At 68.5% G+C, this 25,016-nt stretch carries 25 protein-coding genes and 2 pseudogenes; 21 read left to right on the forward strand and 6 right to left on the reverse strand.

All coding sequences use genetic code 11. From position 1 onward, the window contains the following. The 5 genes and pseudogenes from B8W69_RS30745 to B8W69_RS24010 all read left to right on the forward strand — a co-directional run. Positions 1–999, forward strand: a pseudogene (locus B8W69_RS30745) (autotransporter adhesin family protein); the annotation flags it as partial. Beyond that, complete coding sequence (locus B8W69_RS23995) at positions 999–2,048, forward strand: hypothetical protein (RefSeq protein WP_110882042.1); 1,050 nt, start codon at positions 999–1,001, stop codon at positions 2,046–2,048. The pseudogene B8W69_RS30745 and the gene B8W69_RS23995, both read left to right, overlap by 1 nt. A gap of 158 nt (positions 2,049–2,206) precedes the next feature. After that, complete coding sequence (locus tag B8W69_RS24000; protein ID WP_085292223.1) at positions 2,207–3,064, forward strand: siderophore-interacting protein; 858 nt, start codon at positions 2,207–2,209, stop codon at positions 3,062–3,064. Positions 3,065–3,088: 24 nt separating this feature from the next. Beyond that, positions 3,089–4,249: a lactate 2-monooxygenase gene (locus B8W69_RS24005; protein ID WP_085292224.1), complete on the forward strand. Its 1,161-nt coding sequence runs from the start codon at positions 3,089–3,091 to the stop codon at positions 4,247–4,249. Between the two features lie 33 nt (positions 4,250–4,282). Next, positions 4,283–5,179 carry a tyrosine recombinase XerC gene (locus tag B8W69_RS24010; protein ID WP_085292225.1) on the forward strand — a complete coding sequence of 299 codons (897 nt, stop codon included), beginning with the start codon at positions 4,283–4,285 and terminating at the stop codon, positions 5,177–5,179. A 13-nt stretch (positions 5,180–5,192) separates the two neighbouring features. Here B8W69_RS24010 and B8W69_RS24015 read toward each other — a convergent pair. Continuing rightward, positions 5,193–5,639: pseudogene (locus B8W69_RS24015) on the reverse strand (M23 family metallopeptidase); the annotation flags it as partial. Between the two features lie 332 nt (positions 5,640–5,971). Between B8W69_RS24015 and rpsB the strand changes: the two are divergent. The 3 genes from rpsB to B8W69_RS24035 all read left to right on the forward strand — a co-directional run bounded on the left by rpsB (position 5,972) and on the right by B8W69_RS24035 (position 9,131). Continuing rightward, positions 5,972–6,802: a 30S ribosomal protein S2 gene (gene rpsB / locus B8W69_RS24025; RefSeq protein ID WP_085292227.1), complete on the forward strand. Its 831-nt coding sequence runs from the start codon at positions 5,972–5,974 to the stop codon at positions 6,800–6,802. Positions 6,803–6,814: 12 nt separating this feature from the next. After that, positions 6,815–7,630 (forward strand): translation elongation factor Ts, encoded by an 816-nt coding sequence (tsf, locus tag B8W69_RS24030; protein ID WP_085292228.1) that lies wholly within the window; start codon positions 6,815–6,817, stop codon positions 7,628–7,630. Between the two features lie 94 nt (positions 7,631–7,724). Next, the gene (locus B8W69_RS24035; RefSeq protein WP_085292229.1) at positions 7,725–9,131 is read left to right on the forward strand and encodes an amidase; all 1,407 of its coding nucleotides are present in this window, start codon (positions 7,725–7,727) and stop codon (positions 9,129–9,131) included. A gap of 24 nt (positions 9,132–9,155) precedes the next feature. On the opposite strand, the gene B8W69_RS24040 is transcribed toward B8W69_RS24035, so the two are convergent. Then, positions 9,156–9,575, reverse strand: a complete 420-nt coding sequence (locus B8W69_RS24040) for a MarR family winged helix-turn-helix transcriptional regulator (protein WP_085292230.1) — start codon at positions 9,573–9,575, stop codon at positions 9,156–9,158. 121 nt (positions 9,576–9,696) lie between these two features. On the opposite strand from B8W69_RS24040, the gene B8W69_RS24045 reads away from it, so the two are divergent. Continuing rightward, complete coding sequence (locus tag B8W69_RS24045) at positions 9,697–10,110, forward strand: ChaB family protein (protein WP_085292231.1); 414 nt, start codon at positions 9,697–9,699, stop codon at positions 10,108–10,110. 337 nt (positions 10,111–10,447) lie between these two features. Here the strand turns inward: B8W69_RS24045 and B8W69_RS24050 are convergent, their stop codons facing one another. Further along, positions 10,448–11,287, reverse strand: a complete 840-nt coding sequence (locus B8W69_RS24050) for an SDR family oxidoreductase (RefSeq protein WP_085292232.1) — start codon at positions 11,285–11,287, stop codon at positions 10,448–10,450. A gap of 566 nt (positions 11,288–11,853) precedes the next feature. Here B8W69_RS24050 and B8W69_RS24060 point away from each other — a divergent pair. Together B8W69_RS24060 and B8W69_RS24065 are read left to right on the forward strand one after the other, a co-directional pair. Continuing rightward, positions 11,854–12,399, forward strand: a complete 546-nt coding sequence (locus B8W69_RS24060) for an MPT63 family protein (RefSeq protein WP_085292234.1) — start codon at positions 11,854–11,856, stop codon at positions 12,397–12,399. Positions 12,400–12,493: 94 nt separating this feature from the next. Continuing rightward, on the forward strand, positions 12,494–13,432 hold the full coding sequence (locus B8W69_RS24065) for a lysophospholipid acyltransferase family protein (RefSeq protein WP_085292286.1): 939 nt from the start codon (positions 12,494–12,496) through the stop codon (positions 13,430–13,432). Positions 13,433–13,463: 31 nt separating this feature from the next. Here B8W69_RS24065 and B8W69_RS24070 read toward each other — a convergent pair whose 3' ends face one another. After that, positions 13,464–14,219 carry a winged helix-turn-helix domain-containing protein gene (locus tag B8W69_RS24070; protein ID WP_181447472.1) on the reverse strand — a complete coding sequence of 252 codons (756 nt, stop codon included), beginning with the start codon at positions 14,217–14,219 and terminating at the stop codon, positions 13,464–13,466. A gap of 208 nt (positions 14,220–14,427) precedes the next feature. Continuing rightward, entirely contained in the window at positions 14,428–14,667 is a 240-nt protein-coding gene (gene mbp1 / locus B8W69_RS24075; protein WP_007775289.1) for a microaggregate-binding protein 1, read from the reverse strand. A 343-nt stretch (positions 14,668–15,010) separates the two neighbouring features. Here mbp1 and pyrH point away from each other — a divergent pair, with 343 nt between their 5' ends. The 6 genes from pyrH to B8W69_RS24105 all read left to right on the forward strand — a co-directional run bounded on the left by pyrH (position 15,011) and on the right by B8W69_RS24105 (position 19,950). Continuing rightward, a complete protein-coding gene (gene pyrH, locus B8W69_RS24080) occupies positions 15,011–15,814 on the forward strand; it encodes a UMP kinase (protein WP_085292236.1) in 804 nt (267 codons plus the stop codon). 65 nt (positions 15,815–15,879) lie between these two features. Next, positions 15,880–16,437, forward strand: a complete 558-nt coding sequence (gene frr / locus B8W69_RS24085) for a ribosome recycling factor (RefSeq protein WP_007775283.1) — start codon at positions 15,880–15,882, stop codon at positions 16,435–16,437. 29 nt (positions 16,438–16,466) lie between these two features. After that, on the forward strand, positions 16,467–17,396 hold the full coding sequence (locus tag B8W69_RS24090) for a phosphatidate cytidylyltransferase (protein ID WP_085292237.1): 930 nt from the start codon (positions 16,467–16,469) through the stop codon (positions 17,394–17,396). 33 nt (positions 17,397–17,429) lie between these two features. Beyond that, positions 17,430–18,524 (forward strand): dual-specificity RNA methyltransferase RlmN, encoded by a 1,095-nt coding sequence (rlmN, locus tag B8W69_RS24095; RefSeq protein ID WP_085292238.1) that lies wholly within the window; start codon positions 17,430–17,432, stop codon positions 18,522–18,524. A 57-nt stretch (positions 18,525–18,581) separates the two neighbouring features. Next, entirely contained in the window at positions 18,582–19,088 is a 507-nt protein-coding gene (dsbE, locus tag B8W69_RS24100) for a disulfide bond-forming protein DsbE (protein WP_085292239.1), read from the forward strand. Between the two features lies 1 nt (position 19,089). Continuing rightward, positions 19,090–19,950, forward strand: coding sequence for a cytochrome c biogenesis CcdA family protein (locus tag B8W69_RS24105; RefSeq protein ID WP_085292240.1), 861 nt, complete (start codon positions 19,090–19,092; stop codon positions 19,948–19,950). 17 nt (positions 19,951–19,967) lie between these two features. Here B8W69_RS24105 and B8W69_RS24110 read toward each other — a convergent pair whose 3' ends face one another. Then, the gene (locus B8W69_RS24110; RefSeq protein WP_085292241.1) at positions 19,968–20,222 is read right to left on the reverse strand and encodes a DUF2631 domain-containing protein; all 255 of its coding nucleotides are present in this window, start codon (positions 20,220–20,222) and stop codon (positions 19,968–19,970) included. 109 nt (positions 20,223–20,331) lie between these two features. On the opposite strand from B8W69_RS24110, the gene dxr reads away from it, so the two are divergent. Genes dxr through B8W69_RS24130 form a run of 4 tightly spaced genes read left to right on the forward strand, consistent with a single transcriptional unit; the run spans position 20,332 to position 24,878 of the window. Continuing rightward, positions 20,332–21,543, forward strand: a complete 1,212-nt coding sequence (dxr, locus tag B8W69_RS24115; protein ID WP_165762680.1) for a 1-deoxy-D-xylulose-5-phosphate reductoisomerase — start codon at positions 20,332–20,334, stop codon at positions 21,541–21,543. Positions 21,544–21,562: 19 nt separating this feature from the next. Next, complete coding sequence (locus B8W69_RS24120) at positions 21,563–22,786, forward strand: M50 family metallopeptidase (RefSeq protein WP_085292243.1); 1,224 nt, start codon at positions 21,563–21,565, stop codon at positions 22,784–22,786. Positions 22,787–22,808: 22 nt separating this feature from the next. After that, entirely contained in the window at positions 22,809–23,975 is a 1,167-nt protein-coding gene (gene ispG / locus B8W69_RS24125; protein ID WP_085292244.1) for a flavodoxin-dependent (E)-4-hydroxy-3-methylbut-2-enyl-diphosphate synthase, read from the forward strand. A 48-nt stretch (positions 23,976–24,023) separates the two neighbouring features. After that, positions 24,024–24,878 (forward strand): GNAT family N-acetyltransferase, encoded by an 855-nt coding sequence (locus B8W69_RS24130; RefSeq protein WP_085292245.1) that lies wholly within the window; start codon positions 24,024–24,026, stop codon positions 24,876–24,878. Positions 24,879–25,016 lie beyond the last annotated feature (138 nt).

Below are 25,016 nucleotides of genomic sequence, written 5' to 3' on the forward strand. Positions count from 1 at the left end.
GCTATCTCCGTCAACGGTGGGTCGGTGCTGGGTTCGGGTGGGGTGCTGACTGATGGGGGCAGTCTGACGGTGGCCCATGGCGGTGCCCTGTCGGTGAATGGGGGGTCGGTCGTTGGCTCCGGGGGGACGGTGACGGTGGGTGCGTCCGGCACGTTGACCGATGGTGGTTCGGTCACGGTTGGCGGTGGAGGGCTGCTGGGCTCGGGTGGCACCCTGACCGATGGCGGCACCGTGACGGTCAGTGCCGGTGGCACTTTGACTGATGGCGGGACCGTGACGGTCAGCTCGGGTGGCTTGTTGACCGACGGCGGGACCGTGACGGTCAGTTCGGGTGGCACGTTGACCGATAGCGGCGCGGTGACGGTCGGCTCCAGTGGCATCCTGACCGATGGCGGCACGCTGACCATCAATGCCGGCGGCACGCTGACCGACGGCGGGACCGTCACTGTCACCAGTGGCGGCATCGTGACCGACGGCGGCACATTCACGGTCAGCGCGGGCGGCACGCTCACGGACAGCGGCACGTTCACCGTCAGTTCGGGCGCCGCGCTGACCAACGGTGGCACCGTCACGGTCGGCGGCACCCTGGCCGACAGCGGCATCGTCACCGTGAGTTCTGGCAGCACCTTCACCGTCGATGCCGGCGGCTTCCTCCCCATCCTCAATGGCGGAAGCATCACCATTGGCCCCGGCGAGGTCATCACCATTGGCCCCGGCGGGAGTTACACCTCCACCGGCGTGATCGGCCCCGTCACCATCGCCCCCGGTGCGCCGGTGCCGCCCGTGCCGCCGGTCCCGTCGCCTGTGGTGGTCGGCATCTCTCCGAGCGGGCTTGCCGCTCCGGGCCTGTCGGGCCTCGCGGGGCTCTCCGGAATCCAAGGCCCGCAAGATGATTCGACGTTGGCTGCGTCTGGATCGGACGGTAGATCTTGCTGTCGATATATAGATGTCAATGGAGGTCGGTGCTGCTGGGATCTCGTCGCGTCTGAGGTCGACTGATGAGTCCGGTTCAGGCAGGGGAGATCGCGGAAAGTGTTGGGCGAGGCAACGACTCGAACCCCAGAGCACCAGAGCCGGTGCAGTCCCCGGCGGGCGAGGCCGCCGGACGGCGCGGCAAGGCCATCACGCGCGGGCCGTTATCCGTGCCGCTGAGTTGGTCCACGGCGGCCCCGCGCATCCAGACGGCTTCGCTGTTGTCCGCTGCTGCCAGCCGTAACGCCACCGCTCGCTCCACCGCAGCCATCCCGATGGCAAGCACGTTCGTCAAGGGACTGATGACAATGCTTGCCGGGCCGGGTCCGATAACCGCAGCGACCCGTTCACGGGACTACCACAAGAGTCACGGAGAAAACGCCGAAATTCAGCACGCCGAGACACGGGTCCGAGACGACGGCTCCCCGGAAGCGGCCGGCACCGCCATCGATTCCGCGTCCATGAGCGCCCCGATCCCGGGCGGCGAATCACCGCAGAGCACCGATGCGCACGCGCAGGGCGCCCTTGCTCGTGCGGTGGCCCTGGCCGCAGCCAACACCGCCGAACGGACCGCGGGCCCCGTCATCGCCATCCGCATCCTGCAAGGTCAAACCGTCAGCCTTCGGTATGGCAGCACCATCGCTCTTGCCGAAGGCACCGTCATGCTCGTCAACAGCGGCTCCATCACCGTGCAAGGGGCCGGGACCTGCATAGCCAACGTCCCCGTCACCGTTAACGACGGCAGCACTGTCACCACTCTTGGTAGGTGTTACGCGGGCGGCGCCGTGATCCCTTCCGACACTCGATTACACGCCGGCAGCTACGGCCCGTTCACCCTCACCCAGTACCGCCGCGCCAAGGTCGAGGTCGAGCTATTCAGCGGCTCGGCCACCACGGGTGCCAGCCCACACGTCGGCGAGGTCATAACCCCCACACACCGAACCGCCACCGCCACCGTCGGCGCAGAGGGCGCCACCATCACCATCACCGAAGGCTCGATCACCGTCACCACCCGTCGGTATCCCCAACTCGGGCACTGCCACGGCGGGTCTTCACCGGCTCGCATGCGCCCATAGCCAGGGTGGAGTTTTCGACGCCTGGATGGCCTCACAGGCGGGCCGGGTCGCAGTCCCGCGGATAGTGCACTGACGCCGCCCGGCGAAAAGCGGCCACGCTGCGTCAACGACACGACTCGTATAGTCGACCGGGGGTCGGGGTGTGAACAGGAGGACAAGTGGCAGGTCGACCACTGCAATGCTTCGAAGTCGTCGGTACCGAACAGCTCACACGGCACATGGTGCGGATAGTGCTCGGAAGCAAAGATTTTGACGCTTTCGTGCCCAGCAAGTTCACCGACTCCTACGTCAAGCTGGTGTTCGTCGCCGACGACGTGGACGTCGCCGGCTTGCCCGGGCCGCTGACCCTCGACAGCTTCGCCGACCTGCCCCCGGAGAAAAAGCCCTCGGTGCGCACCCTCACCGTCCGCCACGTCGACGTCGAGAAACGCCGCATCGCGCTGGACGTCGTCGTGCACGGCGAGCGCGGCATCGCGGGTCAATGGGCATCCACGGCCCGGCCCGGCCAGCCGATCTACCTGATGGGCCCCGGCGGCGCCTACACACCCGACCCCGCCGCCGACTGGCACCTGCTGGCCGGCGACGAGTCGGCGCTGCCGGCTATCGCCGCGGCGCTGGAAGCGCTGCCGCCCAGTGCGGTCGGCAAGGCGTTCATCGAGGTTGCGGGCCAGGAGGACGAGATCCCGCTGACCGCACCCGAAGGCGTCGAGGTGCACTGGGTCTACCGCGGCGGGCGTGCCGACCTGGTTCCCGAGGATCGCGCCGGCGACCACGCGCCGCTGATCGAGGCCGTCACCAGCGCCCCCTGGCTGCCCGGGCAGGTGCACGTCTTCATCCACGGCGAGGCCCAGGCCGTCATGCACAATCTGCGGCCCTACGTCCGTAAGGAGCGGGGCGTGGACGCCAAATGGGCGTCGTCGATCTCGGGGTACTGGCGCCGCGGCCGCACCGAAGAGACGTTCCGCCAATGGAAGAAAGAACTGGCGCAGGCGGAGTCGGCGAACTCGTCAGCCTGACGGCCGCCTGGCATTGTCTACCGCATGGCATTCGGCGACTACCAGAACGAGATCTACTTCAAAGGCCTGGGCGGGGTGGCGCCCGCGCTGCCGATGGCCTTCGCGGAGCTGGAGGCACGCGCCGAGCGGGCGATGCCGCCGTCGGTGTGGTCCTACGTCACCGGTGGCGCCGGCGACGAACGCACGCAGCGGGCCAACCGGGAGGCGTTCGATCGCTGGGGTCTGATACCGCGGATGTTCGTCGGTGCCGCCGCGCGCGACCTGTCGGTGGAGATGTTCGGCCTGACCCTGCCGTCGCCGGTGTTCATGGCCCCGATCGGCGTCATCGGCATCTGTGCCCAAGACGGACACGGCGACCTGGCCACCGCGCGTGCGGCCGCCGCCAGCGGCGTCCCGATGGTCGTCTCCACCCTGACCGCCGACCCGATGGAAGACGTCGCCGCGCAGTTCGGTGATACCCCCGGCTTCTTCCAGCTGTACACGCCGAAGGATCGTGATCTGGCCGCCAGCCTGGTGCAGCGGGCCGAAGCCGCCGGCTACCAGGGCATCGTCGTCACCCTCGACACCTGGATTCCCGGATGGCGCCCGCGCGACCTCGCCACGGCCAACTTCCCCCAACTGCGGGGGCTCTGCCTGAGCAACTACACCAGCGATCCGGTCTTCCGCGCCAAACTGCAGCGCCCGCCGGAAGAGGACCCGCAGGGCACCGTGCTGCAGTGGGTAACGACCTTCGGGAATCCCCTGACCTGGGACGACCTGCCGTGGCTGCGGTCGTTGACCGACCTGCCGCTGATCATCAAGGGCATCTGTCACCCCGACGACGCACGTCGTGCCAGGGACGGCGGCGTCGACGGCATCTACTGCTCCACCCACGGCGGTCGCCAGGCCAACGGCGGCCTGCCCGCCCTCGCGTGCCTGCCCGGCGTCGTCGACGCGGCCGACGGGCTTCCGGTCCTGTTCGATTCGGGGATCCGCAGCGGCGCCGACGTCGTCAAGGCGCTCGCGCTGGGCGCCACGGCCGTGGGCATCGGCCGGCCGTACGCCTACGGCCTGGCGCTCGGCGGCGCCGACGGCATCGTGCACGTGCTGCGCTCGATCCTGGCCGAAGCCGACCTCATCATGGCCGTCGACGGCTACCCGACGCTCAAAGATCTCACCCCGGACACGCTTCGGCGCGTCGACTAGAGCGCCCCAGGCCGTGCCTGGGACCGTGGGGGAGTGCAGGCGATCCTCGACGAGTTCGACGAGTACCTGAACTTGCAGTGCGGCCGTTCCGCGCACACCCGTCGCGCCTACCTCGGCGACCTGCGCTCGCTGCTCGCCTTCCTCGGAGACCGCGGCGCCGGCCTCGACGGGCTGAGCCTGCCCCTGCTGCGCTCCTGGCTGTCCGCCGCCGCCGCGGCCGGCGTCGCCCGCACCACGCTGGCCCGGCGCACCTCGGCCGTCAAGGCCTTCACCGCCTGGGCGGTGCGGCGCGGCCTGCTCGCCGCGGACCCAGCCGCACGGCTGCAGGTCCCCAAGGCGCACCGCATCCTGCCCGCGGTGCTGCGCCAGGACCAGGCCGCCGACGCCATGGCCGCCGCCAAATCCGGTGCACAGCAAGGCGATCCGATGGCATTGCGCGACCGGCTGATCGTGGAGATGTTGTACGCCACCGGAATCCGGGTCAGCGAGCTGTGCGGCCTGGACATCGACGACGTCGACACCCATCACCGGCTCGTCAGAGTCCTCGGCAAGGGCAACAAGCAGCGCAGCGTGCCGTTCGGCCGGCCCGCCGCAGAGGCGCTCGACGCGTGGCTGGCCGGCGGGCGCCCGGCCCTGGTGAACGCCGAGTCGGGCCCGGCGCTGCTGCTGGGCGCGCGGGGCCGCCGGCTCGACGTCCGGCAGGCGCGCACGGTGGTGCATCAGACCGTCGCCGCGGTGGACGGCGCGCCGGACATGGGGCCGCACGGCCTGCGGCACAGCGCGGCAACCCACCTGGTCGAAGGCGGTGCTGACCTGCGCGTTGTCCAGGAGCTGCTCGGGCATTCGAGCCTGGCGACCACCCAGCTCTACACCCATGTCGCGGTGTCCCGGTTGCGCGCGGTGCACGACCAGGCCCACCCGAGGGCCTGAAGCCCGCTCAGCGGTTCAGCGGCTTGAGCCGCACCGGCGTGGACTGCAGCAGGCCCAGCGGATCGACATAGCGGGCGCCCGACGCCGGGCCCCACATCGCGCCCCAGTGCAGGCACGCCGCGGCCGGGCAGCCGGCATGCCCGGGCATCAGCTCGCCGATCACGGTCGAGGCGGTCACATGCTGGCCGACCCGCACGGTCGCCCGCACGGGCTCGTAACTGGTGTGCAAGCCACCGGGATGGGCCAGCGACACCACCGGCCGCCCGGCCAGCAGCCCGGCGAACACGACGGTCGCGGCGCCCGCCGCGTACACCGGCTGACCGGCGGCCCCGGCCAGGTCCACGCCCCGATGTCCGGGATTCCAGTTGGGCGACGGGGCGTCGAATCCGCGGGCCACGGCCGGCGGCGGGCGCAGCGGCCACTCCAGGCGATCCTCGGCGGCACCCGCGGGCACCGCGCTGACCAGGCCCGCACACACCAGCACCGCCGTCCACCGCATTCAGGCAGTTCAGCGCGCCGTCGGTCGCCCGGCCACCCGGCCGCGCCGGTTTTGTGGACGCGCGCCCGGTTGGGGAAGCGTGGCAAAACCACCTGCTGAGTCGGTGTAAACTGCTGGTCGCAGCTCGTTCGCGGGCTGACTTCGCGCGTCTGCAACGCGTCTCTGGTTCCACTAGGAGTTCGCAATCGCATGCCGGGCGGTCCCGTCCAACGACGGGTCCGGCATAGCAGCAGCCGCCAGGGCCCGGCGTCAACCCGATGCCAGGCGACAACCGACACAAGTAAGGCGCAACCATGGCCGTCGTAACCATGAAGCAGCTGCTCGACAGCGGCACCCACTTCGGGCACCAGACCCGTCGCTGGAATCCGAAGATGAAGCGGTTCATCTTCACCGACCGCAACGGCATCTACATCATCGACCTGCAGCAGACCCTGACCTTCATCGATCAGGCGTACGAGTTCGTCAAGGAGACCGTCGCCCACGGCGGCAGCGTGCTGTTCGTCGGCACCAAGAAGCAGGCTCAGGAGTCCGTCGCCGCCGAGGCCACCCGCGTCGGCATGCCGTACGTGAACCAGCGCTGGCTGGGCGGCATGCTGACCAACTTCCAAACCGTGCACAAGCGGCTGCAGCGCCTCAAGGAGCTCGAGGCGATGGAGCAGACCGGTGGCTTCGAGGGCCGCACCAAGAAGGAAATCTTGATGCTGACCCGCGAGAAGAACAAGCTGGACCGCAGCCTCGGCGGTATCCGCGACATGGCCAAGGTGCCGTCGGCCGTCTGGGTCGTCGACACCAACAAGGAGCACATCGCCGTCGGCGAGGCCCGCAAGCTCGGTATCCCGGTCATCGCGATCCTGGACACCAACTGCGACCCCGACGAGGTCGACTACCCGATCCCGGGCAACGACGACGCGATCCGTTCGGCCGCGTTGCTCACCAAGGTGATCGCCTCGGCGGTCGCCGAGGGCCTGCAGGCCCGCGCCGGAGTCGGCCGCGGCGACAAGCCCGAGGCCGAGGCCGCCGAGCCGCTCGCCGAATGGGAGCAGGAGCTGTTGGCCTCCGCTACCACCACCGCCCCCACCGAAGCCGCTGCGGGCACCCCCGAACCAACCACTGAATCCTCATAGGAAGGCTGACCATTGGCGAACTTCACCGCTGCCGACGTCAAGCGGCTTCGGGAACTCACCGGTGCCGGCATGCTCGACTGCAAGAACGCGCTGGCCGAGAACGACGGCGACTTCGATAAGGCCGTCGAGGCGCTGCGCATCAAGGGCGCCAAGGACGTCGGCAAGCGCTCCGAGCGCGCGACGGCCGAAGGTCTGGTCGCGGCCCGGGGCGGCGCGCTGATCGAGCTGAACAGCGAGACCGACTTCGTCGCCAAGAACGCGGAGTTCCAGGCGCTGGCCGACCAGATCGTGGCCGCGGCCGTGTCGTCGAAGGCCAAGGACATCGACGAGCTCAAGGCCGCCACCGTCGGTGACAAGACCGTCGAGCAGGCGATCGCGGAGCTGTCGGCCAAGATCGGCGAGAAGTTGGAGTTGCGCCGCGTGGCGAACTTCGACGGCACCGTCGAGACCTACCTGCACCGGCGGGCGGCCGACCTGCCCCCCGCGGTCGGCGTGCTGGTCGAGTACCAGGGCTCGGACACCGAGGCCGCCCACGCCGTGGCGCTGCAGATCGCGGCGCTCAAGGCCCGCTACCTGTCCCGCGACGACGTGCCCGAGGACGTGGTGGCCAGCGAGCGCCGCATCGCCGAGGAGACCGCCAAGGCGGAGGGCAAGCCGGAGCAGGCCCTGCCCAAGATCGTCGAGGGCCGGCTGAACGGCTTCTTCAAGGACGCGGTGCTGCTCGAGCAGCCGTCGGTGTCCGACAGCAAGAAGACGGTCAAGGCGCTGCTCGACGACGCCGGCGTCACGGTGACGCGGTTCGTCCGCTTCGAGGTGGGTCAGGCCTGATTCAGGCCTGACCGCCCGGTGCCGATGCGGCCCGGGCCGCGCATGAGGCGGGAAACCTCCCGGTGGTACGGGTCTGCGGGTTAGCGTCAGTGTCATGCGACACGTGCACGCGTTCGGCGACGATGCCCTTGGCGACCTGGACGCGGTCGGCCTGGCCGATGCGTTGAAGTCCGGCCAGATCGGCAGGGCCGAGGTGGTCGAGGCCGCGATCGCCCGCACCGAGGCCGTCGACCCGCTGCTGAACGGGTTGGCGTACGCCGCTTTCGAGCAAGCGCGGGCGGCCGCGGCGGACCCGCCGAGCGGTTACTTCGCTGGCGTCCCCACTTTCATCAAGGACAACGTCGACGTCGCCGGGCAGCCCACGATGCACGGCACCGACGCGTGGACGAGCCGGAATGCCGTCGCGGACAGCGTCTTCACCGAACTGTTCCTGGCCACCGGCCTGGCGTCGGTGGGCAAGACGCAATTGTCCGAGTTCGGGTTCAGCGCGTCGGCCGAGCATCCGCGGCTGGGTCCGGTCCGCAACCCGTGGGACACCGACTACACCGCCGGAGCATCGTCGTCGGGTTCGGGCGCGTTCGTCGCCGCCGGTGTGGTGCCCATGGCGCACGCCAACGACGGCGGCGGTTCGATCCGGATTCCGGCCGCCTGCAACGGGTTGGTCGGGCTCAAACCCTCGCGTGGGCGGCTGCCGCTGGACCCGACGCTGCGCCGGATGCCGGTCGGCGTCGTCGCAAACGGGGTGGTGAGCCGTTCGGTGCGCGACACCGCGGCCTTCTACCGCGAGGCCGAGCGGATTTGGCGCAACCCCAAACTGGCGCCCATCGGGGACGTCAGCGCGCCCGGCCGGCAGCGGTTGCGGATCGCGGTGCTGACCCGGTCGATACAGCGTGAAAGCAGTGCTCAGGTGCGGGAGTTGACGCTGAAGGCCGCCGGCCTGCTCGAGGAGCTGGGCCACCGCGTCGAACACATCGACGAGCCCCCGGTCGCCGCCAGCTTCGTCGACGACTTCGTTATGTACTGGGGATTTCTGGCGCTGGCCCAGGTGCGCGGCGGCCGCCACATGTTCGGCGCGACGTTCGATCGCAGCAAGCTGGACAGCCTGACCCTGGGCCTGCTGCGGCACACCAGCCGCAACATCCACCGCCTCCCGATGGCGATCGTGCGCCTGCGGCGGGCGCGCAGGCGCACCGCGCGGTTCTTCCGCACCTACGACGCGGTGCTCACGCCGACGCTCGCCGACGAGACGCCCCGCATCGGATTCTTGGCGCCCACCGATTACCAGCAGGTGATCAGCCGGCTGATCGACTGGGTCTCGTTCACCCCGCTGCACAACGTCACCGGCGAGCCCGCCATCTCGCTGCCGCTGGCGCAGTCCGCCGACGGTATGCCGGTGGGCATGATGCTGTCGGCCGACGTGGGCCAGGAGGCGCTGCTGCTCGAATTGGCCTATGAGCTCGAAGAAGCCCAGCCGTGGGCGCGCATCCACGCCGCCGGGTAACCAGACTGAGGGGCGCGCTCGCGGCTAGTCGGAGCCGAGTTTCTCGAGCATCTTTTTGAATTCGCGCTGCTGAGGTTCGGTGAGCTTGGCCAGGATGCGGGCGTCGGCGCCGCGGACCGCGACTTCGGCGCGCTTGAGCAGGGCGCGGCCCTGTCCGGTCAGGTTGGCCGGGAGCGCGCGCCCCGAGGACACCGACGACGGGCGTGCCACCGCCCCGACCTCTTCGAGCTTGCGCAGCACCGTGTTCATCGCCTGCGGAGTGACGTTGGTGTGGCGGGACAGCTCGGCGCTCGACATGCCTGGGAACATCGAAAGTATGCGCAGGCAAACGAATTCGGGCAGGGTCAGGCCCAGCGGACCCAGCGCGGTGGCGACTTCCGGTCGCAGCACCGCCCCCACCCGATAGAGCAGATAACCCAGCGGAGCATCGTCGGCCTGAATCATGTCAACGATATTGACATACTTTCGCCGGGCCGTTGCGCACATTGTTCAGACCGTGGTTGTCCGCGCCGCAACGGGGTAACCGACCGGTTACCCGCAGCGTTGCGGCACACGAGGAGGTTCGATGCCGAAGACGACGAAAGGCGGCGCGGCGAAGAAGAGCGAATTGCCCAGCACTCTGCAACGTTCCAGCGCCAAGGCCCAACGGACATTCGCGAAAACCCACGACGCGGCCGCCGACGAGTACGGCAGCGAGGAGCGCGCCCACCGAGTCGCCTACGCCGCCGTCAAGCACAGTTTCGAAAAGGTCGGCGACCATTGGGAGGCCAAGGACGAGAAGGGCCCATCCGACGAGCGGGCCGAGAGGGGTGGTCTGCGGCCAACCGGGGAGTCGGCCGAGGGCGTCGACGCCAACGCCAGCAAGAAGCACCTGCTGGACCTGGCCCGCCGCCTCGGCATCGCCGGCCGGTCCACCATGAACAAGTCGGAGTTAGTCGAAGCGATCAAGAAGCACAACCGCCGGGTGCGGGGTCGCTGAGGCGGGTGCGGGGTCGCTGAGGGCCGCATAGCACGGCGAAACCGGTGCCGGCCGCGCAGCTTTCGGCTCGCCGGCCGCCTCCGGCATTTCCGTGGCGGGGGCGGTTTAGACGCCGGGTTACCGGGCACCCCGGCCTCCCATAGTTGCGTCCACTACTCCCAGCTAACTTCGCCAGTGCCTCAGCGATGTGGACTTCCCGGTGAACTAAGAAGACCTGCTCAGTGCGGCCGAGCGCAATGGGTGCGACGGCCACCACCATCCGCGCCCAGAACCCGATCGTCGACGAGTTGGGCGAAAATCGGGGCGCGTGAGTACCGCTGCGGGATAACGGCTTTGGTTAGAGGATCGGTCTTCCGCCGGTCACAGCCACCCGCGCCCCGGAGATATAGCTCGCATCGTCGGAGGCCAACAACACGTAGACCGGCGCGAGTTCGGCCGGCTGCCCGGCGCGACCCAGCGGCACGTTGTCGCCGAAGGATTCCACGCTCTCCGGCGGCATGGTCGACGGGATCAACGGCGTCCATATCGGCCCAGGTGCCACACTGTTGACGCGAATGCCTTTGTCGCCCAACAGTTGGGCCAGGCTGGCCGAGAAGTTGGCGATGGCCGCCTTCGTCGCCGCATACGGCGCCAGGGTGGGATTGGGTGTATCGGAATTGACCGACGAGCTGCCGATGATCGACGAGCCGGGTCTCATGTGCGGCACGGCCGCCTTCGCGAGGTAGAAATAAGCGCCGATATTGAGGCGGAACGTGTACTCCCACTCCTCGTCACTGATCTCGTCGAGGCTTTTGTGCATCATCTGGTAGGCGGAGTTGTTGACCAGGATGTCCACTCCACCCAATTCCTGCACCGCTCGGTCGACGACCGCGCGGCAGTGCGCGGGGTCGGAGAGGTCGCCGGGTACCAGTACGCATTTGCGGCCGGCGTTGGTGACGTAGCGGGCGACTTCGCGCGCGTCGTCGTCCTCGTTGAGGTAGGCGATCAAAACGTCGGCGCCCTCCCGTGCGAACGCGATCGCGACCGCACGCCCGATGCCGCTGTCCCCGCCGGTGATGATCGCCTTTTTGCCCACCAGTTTTCCCGAGCCCTGGTAACTGTTTTCACCACAGTCCGGAATAGAGTCCATCTGCGCCTGCACGCCGGGGACGGATTGTTGTTGCGCCACAAAGCCCATGTGATTTCCTCCACGGATTGATCTGGTGATTCACAACCCGGACGAGCCGGGCAAGTGGCCGGCTTTTCCGGTCAGCGCTTTACGATTCGCGCGGCGCCGGCCCGGCCGTCCGGACATCCGGGTCGTCGTCGGCCGGCGGTTCCGGGTCGCGCCATTCCTCGCTGCGGCTGGAACGATTACCGTGAACCGTGCCTTCCAATTCTTCCTTGAGCGCGTCGTCGTCGCGTGCCCCGTGGTTGGAGTTTTCCGCGTTCCACCTGACTGCCCCCCTTTGCGACTGTTCGGCTCGCCCACCCTGACATGCCGATTGCCAGGTGACGGCCTCAGCGCACCGACTACCCGCCAGCACGCCACCTAATCGCGACGGCCGACTGTGAGTATTGGTACAGGTGTTATCCACTGGTGCGAAAGATGCTGTCCAAGAATGCAATCCCATTTCGGGGGCTAACCGGGCGATATAGGCGCTTCGCGGCCGCAAATGTTTAAAGCGGTAGTCGGCTGGCTATTTGCTGCATATAAATGTCTGCCCTTCGGGGGGCAATTGTTCTACACGAAAGGAATGAACAATGAAGGTCACCAAGATCGCTGCGACAGCTGCCGCTGCCGGGGGTATAGCGGTGGCAAGTGTTTTCGCGGCGACGCCCGCATCTGCCGCGCCCAACATTCAGGGCTTCGGCACCAGCGAGCAACTCGTCGACGGGCCGCTGGTCACCAACTACACGGTGAGCAACTTGCAGCCCAGCAACGTCGCCATCCCCGGCTACACGCCGAAGGGGACGCTGTACCAGGCTGACATCACCGCCAGGTCGGACGGCGGCCTCGTCACCCCGATGGTCAACGACTTCATCGCCCGCGGCCCCAACGGCCAGAACTACCGGGTGATCGACAAGGTCGGGGTCCCGAACGGGCTCAACCCCGCGCCGATCGCGCAGGGCAACGAGTCGACCGGCACGCTGTACTTCGACGTGACCGGTGCGCCCCCGAACGGCGTCGTCTACAACGACGGGATGCAGGACATCCTGATGTGGACGTCCAACGTGGAGGGTGGATCGGCGCCCGCCGCGCCGAATAGCCCGGCACCGGGTGCTCCGCCTGCGCCGGCACACACCTAAACCGGCCGTAAAATCTCCCCGCGCCACGCACGTGGTGCGGGGAGATTTACATCTGGACGAATCGTAAGCGCCCGAATCGGGTATGCGCTACGGCATGAGTAACCCGGATCACAGACCGGCGCCGGTACGCGCTCAAGCGCAGCGGCACGCCGAAGAGGCCCGCGAGGCAATGGAAGAACGACGCAGCAAGCAGAGCGGCGGGCTGAGCGGTTGGGTGGCCGAACGCGCCGCGAAGTGGGATCTCTCCGGCCAGGACGAGACCGCCCTGCAGCGACAGAAGTATCTGTGGAATGTGCTGGTGGACTATTGGTTTCGGATGGAGATCGACGGCTGGGAGAACATCCCGGAGTCGCCACCCACGCTGCTGGTGGGGATTCACTCAGGTGCCCCGTTCGTCTGGGATGCCTGGACCGTCGGCCTGCAATGGTGGCGGCGGTTCGGCCAGGAGCGCACTCTGCACGGCACGGCCCACGATGCGCTGATGGCAATTCCGTTGTTCGGAAGGTACTTCCGGTCGATGGGGGTGCTGCCTGCGGCCCCCGACGCCATTGCCACCGCGCTGGCCGAGGGGCGAGACGTGGCGCTGTGGCCCGGTGGGGAAGTGGACTCGCTGCGCCCATGGACGGAGCGCGACCAGGCCAACCTGGCGGGGCGGACCGGCTTCGTCAAGATGGCGATTCGTGCGGGCGTGCCGATCGTGCCTATCGCCACAGTTGGCGGAGCCGACGCGATGCCGGTGTTGATCCGGGGCGACCGGCTGTCGAAAGCGCTACGCCTGGACCGCATCCTGCGGCTCAAGGTGTTTCCGTTGGCCGTCTCGTTGCCGTGGGGGGTCGCGCCGGCGGCGCTGCCGCAGCTGCCCCTGCCGGCCAAGATCAGAACCCGGTTCATGCCCGCCGTCGAACTCGACAACGATCCCGCGCGGGCCGACGACGACCAATACGTCGACCGCAAATACCACGAGGTGCAAGACGCCATCCAGGAAGGCATGGATGCGCTCGCGCGCAGGCGCGCCTTCCCGTTGTTCGGCTAGCGGGTCACCAAAAGCTTTGTGGCTAAAGGTGTCAGGTCTCGGAGACCTGTGGATCCGGGCGACCCGGCGCGGGCGTTGTGGCCGAGGTCCAGATCGGAGTCAGCGTCGAGCCGGCGGCGACCCATTCCGGTTGCGGCGGCGCCGCCGCCCGGTAGCCGACGCCACGGACGGTGTCCACCAGGAACTGGTGGCGGGTGCCCAGCTTTGCGCGCAGCCGCCGAATGTGCACGTCGACCGTGCGGACCTTGCCGGCGCTGTCGTGGCCCCACGCCTCCCGCATCAATCGGGTCCGGGTGAATGCCTGACCTGGATGCTGCACAAGGAAATTCAGTAATTTGAACTCGGTGAGGGTCAGGCCCAGGTCGTTGCCGTCCAGCGTCGCGGTGAATCTGGCCGGCTGCAGCAGGAGGTCGCCGAATTTCAGCGTGCCGTCGACCACGCCGCGCCGTCGTCCGATGGCAAGGCGCATCCGTGCCTGCAGTTCTTCGGCTCCGGTGCCGGGCAGCATCACGTCATCGAAATTGCAGTCGACATCGACGGACGCACAATCCGCCGGGGCAACCAGCGCCACCACCGCGGTGCCGGGGTTGTCGGTCGTCAGTCGATGGCTGATGGCCTGCGCCGCCGCCATATTGCTGCGCGCGTCGATGATCGCGATGTCGGCCGCGGCGAAATGCCCTTCGGGTTCTGCCGCCAGGGTGATGCGGCGCATCGGCTGCGCGAACGTCGCCAAATCCGGTAGGGCCGACTCGAAATCGTCCTCATCGGTGAGCACCACTACGTCCAACGACCATCTCCAAACTCGTGACGTCCCGGCTTCCCCCCGATCCCTAGGCACCTCTGCGGAGATGTCTTACAGCGCTACGCGTGGGTACCCGCCCTGCTCGAAACTAAGCAAACTCGTTCCGCACACCGACCGAATCGACCTTGAGAATCTTGAGAAAAGCGGTGGGCCCGGCCCGTTTCCACGGACCGGGCCCATCGACTACACCGTGCTACTGGTTGTCTTTCTGGCGCTCTTCGGCGGCCTTGGCGCCACCGCGCGCGGCCTCCGCTTCGGCTTCCTTCTTCGCCGCGTCGCGCTGCGCGTCGGCCTTGTCCTGCTGCGCCTGGCCCTCACGGGTGAGGTCATCACGACCGGCCACCGCGCCTACGGCCTCCTTGGCCTTGCCTTTGACGTCCTCGACGACGCCCTTCACAGCTTCGGCAGGTCCCGACTTGTTTTCTTCAGCCATGGAAAGTGCTCCTCCTCGTTGGCGTACTGCGAGCGATTCACGCTCGACGGCGATCGCGAGCGATCGACCCGTCATACGGCGAGGCCGGTCCTTCTTGCTTAAGACCGCATATTTCTGCCGCGTTGATGCGGGTTCCCATGCCAACCATCGCTCAAACGCGGGCTCGAACAAGCCCGCAGCGCGGGCCTATTCCGGTACCACGAGACTCGAAAATTGGCCCGGCGCGCCAACTATGCGCATAATGCACCCCGCCGGCGCCGCATTGTGCTGCGATGAGGCAGGATGTGAAATGCCGTTCCGGGATGGAGATCGCCCGGGATGGCACTCTCATGCGAGGAGTCTGATGACGGAGTCCAGGGAGCCCCAAGTCGCCGGCTCGGCGGCTCCGAGCCCGGAGCCGACAACCACCAGCAACGGCGTATCCGGCCAGCCATTGAGCCGGGCCAGGTATTCGCGAGTGTTGCTCAAGCTCGGCGGCGAGATGTTCGGCGGCGGCCAGGTCGGCCTGGATCCCGATGTCGTGGCGCGGGTGGCTCGGCAGATCGCCGAGGTGGTCCGCGGCGGTGTCCAGGTCGCCGTGGTGATCGGCGGAGGCAACTTCTTCCGGGGTGCGCAGCTTCAGCAGCGCGGCATGGAACGCACCCGGTCGGACTACATGGGCATGCTGGGCACCGTCATGAACAGCCTCGCGCTGCAAGACTTTCTGGAGAAGGAAGGCATCGTCACCCGGGTCCAGACCGCGATCACCATGGGCCAGGTGGCCGAGCCGTACCTGCCGTTGCGCGCCGTACGCCACCTGGAGAAGGGCCGCGTGGTGATCTTCGGGGCCGGCATGGGGCTGCCCTACTTCTCCACCGACACCACCGCCGCGCAGCGCGCCCTGGAGATCGGTGCCGAGGTGGTCTTGATGGCCAAGGCGGTCGACGGCGTGTTCGACGCGGATCCGCGGCAGCATCCCGATGCCGAATTGATCGCCGCGATCAGTCACCGTGAGGTGATCGACCGCGGGCTACGAGTGGCCGATGCCACCGCGTTCAGCCTGTGCATGGACAATGGCATGCCGATCCTGGTGTTCAACCTGCTGACCAATGGCAATATCGCCCGGGCGGTCGCTGGTGAGAAGATCGGGACTCTGGTCACCACCTGAGGGGAAAACGCGATGACTTGCGCGTGCGATGATGCGCAGCGCAGCAATGAGGAGGAGCGGCGCACATGATCGACGAGGCTCTCTTCGACGCGGAAGAGAAAATGGAGAAGGCCGTGGCGGTCGCCCGCGACGACTTGTCGACCATCCGGACCGGGCGCGCCAACCCGGGCATGTTCTCACGGATCGTGATCGACTACTACGGCACGGCCACGCCCATCACGCAGCTGGCCAGTATCAACGTGCCCGAGGCGCGCCTCGTCGTCATCAAGCCGTACGAAGCCAGTCAGGTGGGCGCGATCGAGACGGCGATCCGCAACTCCGACCTCGGCGTCAATCCCACCAACGACGGCACCCTGATCCGGGTGGCCGTGCCGCAGCTGACCGAGGAACGCCGCCGGGAGCTGGTCAAGCAGGCCAAGAGCAAGGGTGAGGACGCCAAGGTCTCGGTGCGCAACATCCGCCGCAAAGCGATGGAGGAGTTGCATCGCATCCGCAAGGACGGCGAGGCCGGCGAGGACGAGGTCGGCCGGGCCGAAAAGGACCTGGACAAGACCACGCATCAATACACCACCCAGATCGAAGAGCTGGTCAAGCACAAAGAAGGCGAACTGCTGGAGGTCTAGTGACCTCAGCAGCTAAGTCCACCAGGCCAGTGGCAACTCCAGAACCCGGCGCAGACGACCGGCCCGACAATCCGTCGCGCGCCGCCAAGGAGACGATCCAGCAGCCGGCCAAGAAGACATCGCGCGCCGGACGTAACCTGCGCGCCGCCATCGCGGTGGGCGCCGGTATCGGCGGCGTCCTGGTCGTGACGCTGGTGTTCGCGCCGCGCTTCTGGGTTCCCATCGTCGCCATTGCCATCGTCGTGGCCACCCACGAAGTGGTTCGGCGATTACGCGAAGCCGGCTACGTCATACCCGTCATCCCGCTGCTGGCCGGGGGCCAGCTCACCGTCTGGCTGACCTGGCCGTTCCACGCCGCGGGCGCACTGGCCGGCTTCGGCGTCACCGTGGTGGTCTGCAACGTGTGGCGGCTGTTCATGCAGGACAAGCGCAAACGGCCCGAGCCGTTCGACGGCTCGCCGTCGGCCAACTACCTCAGAGACGCCTCGGCCACGGTGTTCCTGGCCGCGTGGGTGCCGCTGTTCGCGTCCTTCGGCGTGCTGCTGGTCTACCCGCACGACGGTGCCGGGCGGGTCTTCTGCCTGATGATCACGGTCGTCGCCTCCGACACCGGCGGATATGCCGTGGGGGCGCTCTTGGGCAAACACCCGATGGTTCCGGCGATCAGCCCCAAGAAGTCCTGGGAGGGATTCGCCGGCTCCCTGGTGTTCGGCATCACCGCGGCGACGCTGACGGCGACCTTCCTGGCCGGCAAACCGTGGTGGATCGGCGCGCTGCTGGGAGTCGTCCTCGTGCTGACCTGCACCCTTGGCGATCTGGTGGAGTCGCAGGTCAAGCGTGACCTGGGCATCAAGGACATGGGCCGGCTGCTGCCCGGCCACGGCGGCCTGATGGATCGGCTCGATGGCGTCCTGCCGTCGGCGGTCGCGGCATGGACGGTGTTGACGCTCGTTCCCTAGGCAGGCCCGAGCGTGACCGATACTGGACAGGTCATGGTTCAACAATTGGTGTTCTCCGAGCCGCGGCGCGGCAAGCCGCCGCGGCACCTGGCCGACCTCGATGAGGACGGCCGCGCGTCGGCCGTCGCGGAGCTGGGCCTGCCGGCGTTTCGCGCCAAGCAGCTGGCGCATCAGTACTACGGCCGGCTGATCGCCGATCCGCGGCAGATGACCGACCTCCCAGCGGGCTTGCGCGACGCCATCGCCGAGACGATGTTCCCGATCCTGCTCACCGCGGCCTCCCAGGTGACCTGCGATGCGGGCCAGACTCGAAAGACGTTGTGGCGCGCGCTCGACGGGGTGACCGTCGAGTCGGTGCTGATGCGCTATCCGCAACGCAACACCGTGTGCATCTCGTCGCAGGCGGGCTGCGGTATGGCCTGTCCGTTCTGCGCGACGGGCCAGGGCGGGCTGACCCGCAACCTGTCGACGGCCGAGATCCTCGAGCAGGTGCGCGCCGGCGCCGCGGCGCTGCGCGACGACTTCGGGGACCGGCTGTCCAACGTGGTGTTCATGGGCATGGGCGAGCCGCTGGCCAACTACGCCCGCGTGGTCGCCGCGGTGCGGCGCATCATCGCCGCGCCGCCACACGGTTTCGGCATCTCGGCCCGTTCGGTGACGGTGTCGACCGTGGGCCTGGCCCCCGCCATCCGCAAACTCGCCGACGAACGGCTCGGCGTCACGCTGGCGCTGTCGCTGCACGCGCCCGACGACGAACTGCGCGACACGCTGGTGCCGGTCAACAACCGGTGGAAGATCACCGAGGCCCTCGACGCCGCAAGGTATTACGCCGACGCCACCGGGCGGCGGGTGTCGGTGGAGTACGCGTTGATCCGTGATGTCAATGACCAGCCTTGGCGCGCAGACCTTTTGGGGCAGCGGCTGCATCGTGCGCTCGGGCCGCTGGTGCACGTCAACCTGATTCCGCTCAACCCGACCCCGGGAAGTGAGTGGGACGCCAGCCCCAAGCCGGTCGAGCGGGAGTTCGTCCGACGGGTCCGCGGCAAGGGGGTGTCCTGCACGGTGCGCGACACCCGCGGACGTGAGATCAGCGCCGCCTGCGGGCAGCTGGCCGCCGAGCGCGGATGAACCGGGAGGGCGACGCGCACGTCTTAAAGGCATAACGCCAGCAAACGGGGGTGCGCCATGACTCGCCTGTTCTCTCCGCTCAGGTTGTTCGCCGCGGCCGTCTTCGCCGTGGCACTGATCGTCGTACTGGGCGGTGCGCCGCGCGCGCTGGCCGCCGACGACCGGCTGCAATTCACCGGGACGACGCTGAGCGGTGCGCCTTTCAACGGCGCCACTTTGCAGGGCAAGCCCGCGGTGCTGTGGTTCTGGGCGCCGTTCTGCCCGTTCTGCAACGCCGAAGCCCGCGGCGTCAGCCAGGTGGCGGCCGCCAACCCCGGCGTGACCTTTGTCGGGGTGGCCGGACGCTCCGACGTCGGCGCGGAACAGACCTTCGTCTCCAAATACGGCCTGAACTTCACCAACCTCAACGACGCCGACGGATCTATCTGGGCTCGTTACAACGTCCCCTGGCAGCCCGCGTACGTCTTCTACCGCGCGGACGGCAGCTCGACGTTCGTCAATAACCCGACCTCGGCGATGTCGCAGCAGGAGCTCTCCGACCGGGTCTCCGCCCTGAGGTCCTGACTTGGCGGACCAGGGTCTGGCCGGCCTGGCCTTCGCCGCCGGATTGGTGGCCGCACTGAACCCGTGCGGATTCGCCATGCTGCCCGCTTATCTCCTGCTGGTGGTGCGCGGCCAGCGTGCCGGGGCCTCGTCGGGTGTGGCGGCTGTCGGGCGGGCGCTGGCGGCCACCGTTGGGATGGCGCTGGGCTTCCTGACCGTGTTCGGCCTGTTCGGCGCGCTGACCGTCTCGGCGGCCACGACCGTGCAGCGGTACCTGCCATACGCCACCGTGGTCGTCGGCGTGGTCCTGATCGGGCTCGGGGTGTGGCTCCTGTCGGGCCGTGCGCTGTCGGCCCTGACCCCGCGGCCGCTGGGGCCGCGGTGGGCTCCCACCGCCCGGCTGGGCTCCATGTACGGCTACGGCATCAGCTACGCGATCGCCTCGCTGTCATGCACCGTCGGGCCGTTTCTGGCCGTCACCGCCGCCGGCCTGCGCGGGGGATCGATCGCCACCGCCGTGGCGATCTACCTCGCCTACAGCGCCGGGCTGACGCTGGTGGTCGGGGTGCTCGCCGTCGCGGCGGCGACGGCGAGCTCGGCGGTGGTCGACCGGCTGCGCCGCATGCTGCCGTTCGTCAACCGGATCGGCGGCGCGGTGCTCGTGCTGGTCGGGCTGTACGTGAGCTATTACGGCAGCTACGAGGTGCGCCTGTTCGGCGCGAACGGCAACCCGCAGGACGCGGTGATCAGCGCGCACGGGCGGCTACAGGGCGCAGTGGCCGGCTGGGTGCATCAGCACGGGGTGTGGCCGTGGGTGATCGCCCTGGTCGCGCTGGCGGTCGTCGTGATCGGCGGCGCCTGGCATCGCCGGGCCCACCGCTAGGGCGAACGGGGTGGCCGCTACCTGATCCAGCCGCGGCGGCGGCCCCACAGGTCGCGGATCAGCGCGACGAGAACCAGCGCCGCGAACCCGATCAGGAACCAGTTCTCGATGTGGCCGACGTGGTTGCCGCGCAGCATCGCCAGCAGGAATCCGAAGCCGATCAGGCCGGCAATGTGCCAGGTCCGGTGGTTGATCCTGCTCCAGCCCCACCCTGCCGACGGCACCTCGACGTCGTCGACGCCGTTGAAGCGCTCCACCTCGGTACTGGCCACGGCGAATCCCCTTCGGATCGGATTGGCTTGTCGAACCCAAATTCTGGCATACCCGCCAGCGGGCCTGCGGGGCATGGCCCGCGTCGGCGCCGGGCGGCACAATGAATGGGTGACCAACCCGACGACCGATGGGCAAACGCGGGACCGCCTGCGCGTGCTGGTGCTGGGCAGCACCGGCTCCATCGGCACCCAGGCGCTGGACGTCATCGCCGCCAACCCGGACCGCTTCGAGGTGGTCGGTCTGGCCGCGGGCGGCGCCAACCTGGACACGCTGTTGCGGCAGCGCGCCGAGACCGGTGTGACCAACATCGCCGTCGCCGACGAGGGCGCGGCGCAGCGGGCCGGCGACATCCCATTTTCCGGCCCCGAAGCGGCGACCCGGCTGGTGCAGGAGACCGAGGCCGACGTCGTCCTTAACGCGCTGGTGGGGGCGTTGGGGCTGCGGCCCACGCTGGCCGCGCTGGAATCGGGCGCCCGGCTGGCGCTGGCCAACAAGGAATCGCTGATCGCCGGTGGTCCGCTGGTGCTGCGGGCCGCCGAGCCGGGGCAGATCGTGCCGGTGGACTCCGAACACTCCGCGCTGGCGCAGTGCCTGCGCGGCGGGGGCCCCGACGAAGTCGCCAAGCTGGTGCTGACCGCATCCGGCGGCCCGTTCCGTGGCTGGACCGCCGCCCAGCTCGAGGACGTCACCCCCGAGCAGGCGGGCGCCCATCCGACGTGGTCGATGGGCCCGATGAACACGCTGAACTCGGCCTCGCTGGTCAACAAGGGACTGGAGCTGATCGAGACCCACCTGCTGTTCGGCATCCCGTACGGCCGCATCGAGGTGGTCGTGCACCCTCAGTCGATTGTTCATTCGATGGTCACGTTCGTGGACGGCTCGACCCTCGCCCAGGCCAGCCCGCCGGACATGAAACTGCCGATCTCGCTGGCCCTGGGCTGGCCGCAGCGGGTCCCCGGCGCGGCCGCCAGCTGTGACTTCAGCACGGCGTCTAGCTGGGATTTCGAGCCGCTGGACGACGACGTTTTCCCCGCCGTCGAGCTGGCCCGGCACGCCGGGCAGACCGGTGGCTGCATGACCGCCGTCTACAACGCGGCCAACGAGGAGGCGGCGGAGGCGTTCCTCGCGGGCCGGGTCGGGTTCCCCGCGATTGTCAAAACCATCGCCGACGTGCTGCACGCCGCCGACCAATGGGCCGTTTCACCCGCTAACGTGGATGAGGTACTCGACGCGCAGCGCTGGGCACGTGACCGGGCGCAGCGTGCCGTCGCGCAAGCCCAGCCCGCCAAGGTGTCAGCAAAAGCCTCCGGAGTGGTGTGAGAAAGGTCTTCGCAACCAAATGATGTTCGTCATCGGCATTGTGCTGTTCGCACTGGCCATCCTGATCTCGGTGGCCCTGCACGAGTGCGGGCATATGTGGGTTGCGCGCGCGACCGGCATGAAGGTGCGGCGTTACTTCGTCGGCTTCGGCCCCACCCTGTGGTCGACCCGGCGCGGTGAGACCGAGTACGGCCTTAAGGCGGTTCCGCTGGGCGGCTTCTGCGACATCGCCGGCATGACCTCGGTGGAGGAGTTGGCGCCCGACGAGACCGACCGCGCCATGTTCAAGCAGAAGGTCTGGAAGCGGGTCGCGGTGCTGTTCGCCGGGCCCGCCGCGAACTTCATCATCTGCCTGGTGCTGCTCTACGGGATCGCGCTGATCTGGGGGCTGCCGAACCTGCATCCGCCGACCCAGGCGGTGGTCGGCGAAACCGCTTGTGTGGCACCGGAAGTAGCGCCCGGCAAGATCGCGGACTGCACCGGGCCCGGACCGGCGGCGCTCGCCGGAATCCGGCCGGGCGACGTGATCGTCAAGGTGGGCGACACCCCGGTGTCGACCTTCGAGGACATGGCCGCCGCCATCCGTAAGGCGCACGGCAACGTCCCGATCGTCGCCGAGCGCAACGGCACCACGATCACCACCTACGTCGACGTCACCACCACCCAGCGCTACCTGACCACCGGGACCAACGGGCAGGGCGGCCAGCAGCAGCCCTCGACGGTCGGCGCCATCGGCGTCGGCGCCGTCAAGGTCGCGCCCATGCACTACGGGGTGTTCACGGCGATCCCGGCCACCGTCGCCTTCGCCGGTGACCTCACCGGCGAGGTGGGCAAGGCGCTCGTCGCGATCCCCACGAAGGTCGGCGCGCTGGTGCACGCCATCGGCGGCGGGCAGCGCGACCCGCAGACGCCGATGAGCGTCGTCGGCGCCAGCATCATCGGCGGCGACACCGTCGACCACGGGTTGTGGGTGGCGTTCTGGTTCTTCCTGGCCCAGCTGAACCTCATCCTGGGTGCGATCAACCTGGTGCCGCTGCTGCCCTTTGACGGCGGCCACATCGCCATCGCGGTGTTCGAGAAGATCCGCAACCTGGTCCGGTCGGCACGCGGCATGGTCGCGGCCGCGCCGGTGAACTACCTCAAACTCATGCCCGCGACGTACGTCGTGCTGGTGTTCGTGGTCGGCTACATGCTGCTCACCGTGACCGCCGATCTGGTCAACCCGATCAGGCTCTTCCAATAACGAAACCGAAGGAATCAACACAGTGACCATTGGCCTGGGCATGCCGCAGACTCCGGCGCCCACGCTCGCTCCCCGGCGTACCACGCGCCAACTGATGGTCCGCGACGTCGGGGTCGGCAGCGACTATCCGATTTCGGTGCAGTCGATGTGCACGACCAAGACGCATGACGTCAACACGACGCTGCAGCAGATCGCCGAGCTGACCGCGGCCGGCTGCGACATCGTCCGGGTGGCCTGCCCGCGTCAGGAGGACGCCGACGCGCTGGCCGAGATCGCCCGGCACAGCCAGATCCCGGTCATCGCCGACATCCACTTCCAGCCCAAGTACATCTTCGCGGCCATCGACGCGGGGTGCGCCGCGGTGCGGGTAAACCCCGGCAACATCAAGGAATTCGACGGCCGGGTCGGCGAGGTCGCCAAAGCGGCTGCAGCGGCGAACATCCCGATCCGCATCGGCGTCAACGCCGGCTCGCTGGACAAGCGGTTCATGGAGAAGTACGGCAAGGCCACCCCCGAGGCGCTGGTCGAGTCCGCGCTGTGGGAGGCCTCGCTGTTCGAGGAGCACGGCTTCGGCAACATCAAGATCAGCGTCAAGCACAACGACCCGGTGGTGATGGTCGCCGCCTACGAGCAGCTGGCCGCGCAGTGCGATTACCCGCTGCATCTCGGGGTCACCGAGGCCGGTCCGGCCTTCCAGGGCACCATCAAGTCCGCGGTCGCCTTCGGCGCCCTGCTGTCGCGCGGCATCGGCGACACCATCCGGGTGTCGCTGTCCGCGCCGCCGGTCGAGGAAGTCAAGGTCGGCAACCAGATCCTCGAGTCGCTGAACCTGCGGCCGCGCGGGCTGGAGATCGTGTCGTGCCCGTCGTGCGGTCGCGCCCAGGTCGACGTGTACACGTTGGCCAACGCGGTGAGCGCCGGCCTGGACGGTCTGGACGTGCCGCTGCGCGTCGCCGTGATGGGCTGCGTGGTCAACGGTCCGGGGGAGGCCCGCGAGGCCGACCTCGGTGTCGCGTCGGGAAATGGCAAGGGCCAGATCTTCGTTCGCGGCGAAGTCATCAAGACCGTGCCCGAGGCGCAGATTGTCGAGACGTTGATCGAAGAGGCAATGCGGATCGCCTCGGAGATGAACAGCGATGACGGGCCGGAAGCAACATCCAGCGGTTCACCTGTTGTCACCGTAAGCTGATAAACGCCAACGCCGGTCTGAGAGTTCGCACCACAGAGAGTTCGCCATATGTCGGCTCCGCCCCTGTTCCGCCTTGTCGGTGAGCGACGGGTGTCCGTGGTGCGCGACGCGGCCGCGGTCTGGCGGGTGCTCGACGGCGATCCCGTCGCCTCGTGCATGGTCGCCGCCCGGGTGGCCGACCATGGCATCGACCCGAATTCGATCGGCGGCGAACTGTGGACGCTGCGCGGTGCCGACGAATCGCTGTGTTTCGCCGGCGCCAACCTGATCCCGCTGCGGGGCGCGCCCGCCGACCTGAGCGCGTTCGCCGACGAGGCCATGCGGGGGACGCGGCGCTGCTCGTCGCTGGTCGGCAGGGCCGATTTGGTGATGCCGATGTGGGAGCGGCTCGAGGCGGCGTGGGGCCCGGCCCGTGACGTGCGCGACCACCAGCCGCTGCTGGCGTTGTCCAACCACCCCAGCTGCGAGCTGGATCCCGGTGTGCGGCAGGTCCGGCCCGAGGAGCTGGACGCCTACCTGGTGGCCGCCGTCGACATGTTCATCGGCGAAGTGGGCGTCGACCCGCGGCTCGGCGACGGCGGCCGCGGCTACCGGCGGCGGGTGGCCAGCCTGATCACGGCCGGGCGGGCCTGGGCGCGGTTCGAGCACGGGCAGGTCGTCTTCAAGGCCGAGGTGGGCTCGCAGTCCCCGCGGGTGGGCCAGATCCAGGGGGTGTGGGTGCACCCGGAGTGGCGTGGACTGGGCCTGGGCACCGCCGGCACCGCGACGGTCGCCGCGGTGATCGTCGGCACCGGGCGCACCGCCAGCCTCTACGTCAACGACTTCAACACGGTGGCGCGCGCCGCCTACGCTCGAGTGGGCTTCACTGAGATCGGCACCTTCGCGACGGTGCTGCTCGACTAGCGGATCACTCCTTGCGAGCGAGGGTGCGGCTGTCCGCACACTCGGCCCCGACTGCGCGGCTGCCCGCACATTCGCGCGAGCGTTCGACCCCGATCCACGTATAACGGTTGGGTCTCGGTGTGTCGGCGCCGCCGTTCA

Source organism: Mycolicibacterium vulneris (genome assembly GCF_002104765.1).
GTDB classification, from domain to species: Bacteria; Actinomycetota; Actinomycetes; order Mycobacteriales; family Mycobacteriaceae; genus Mycobacterium; species Mycobacterium vulneris.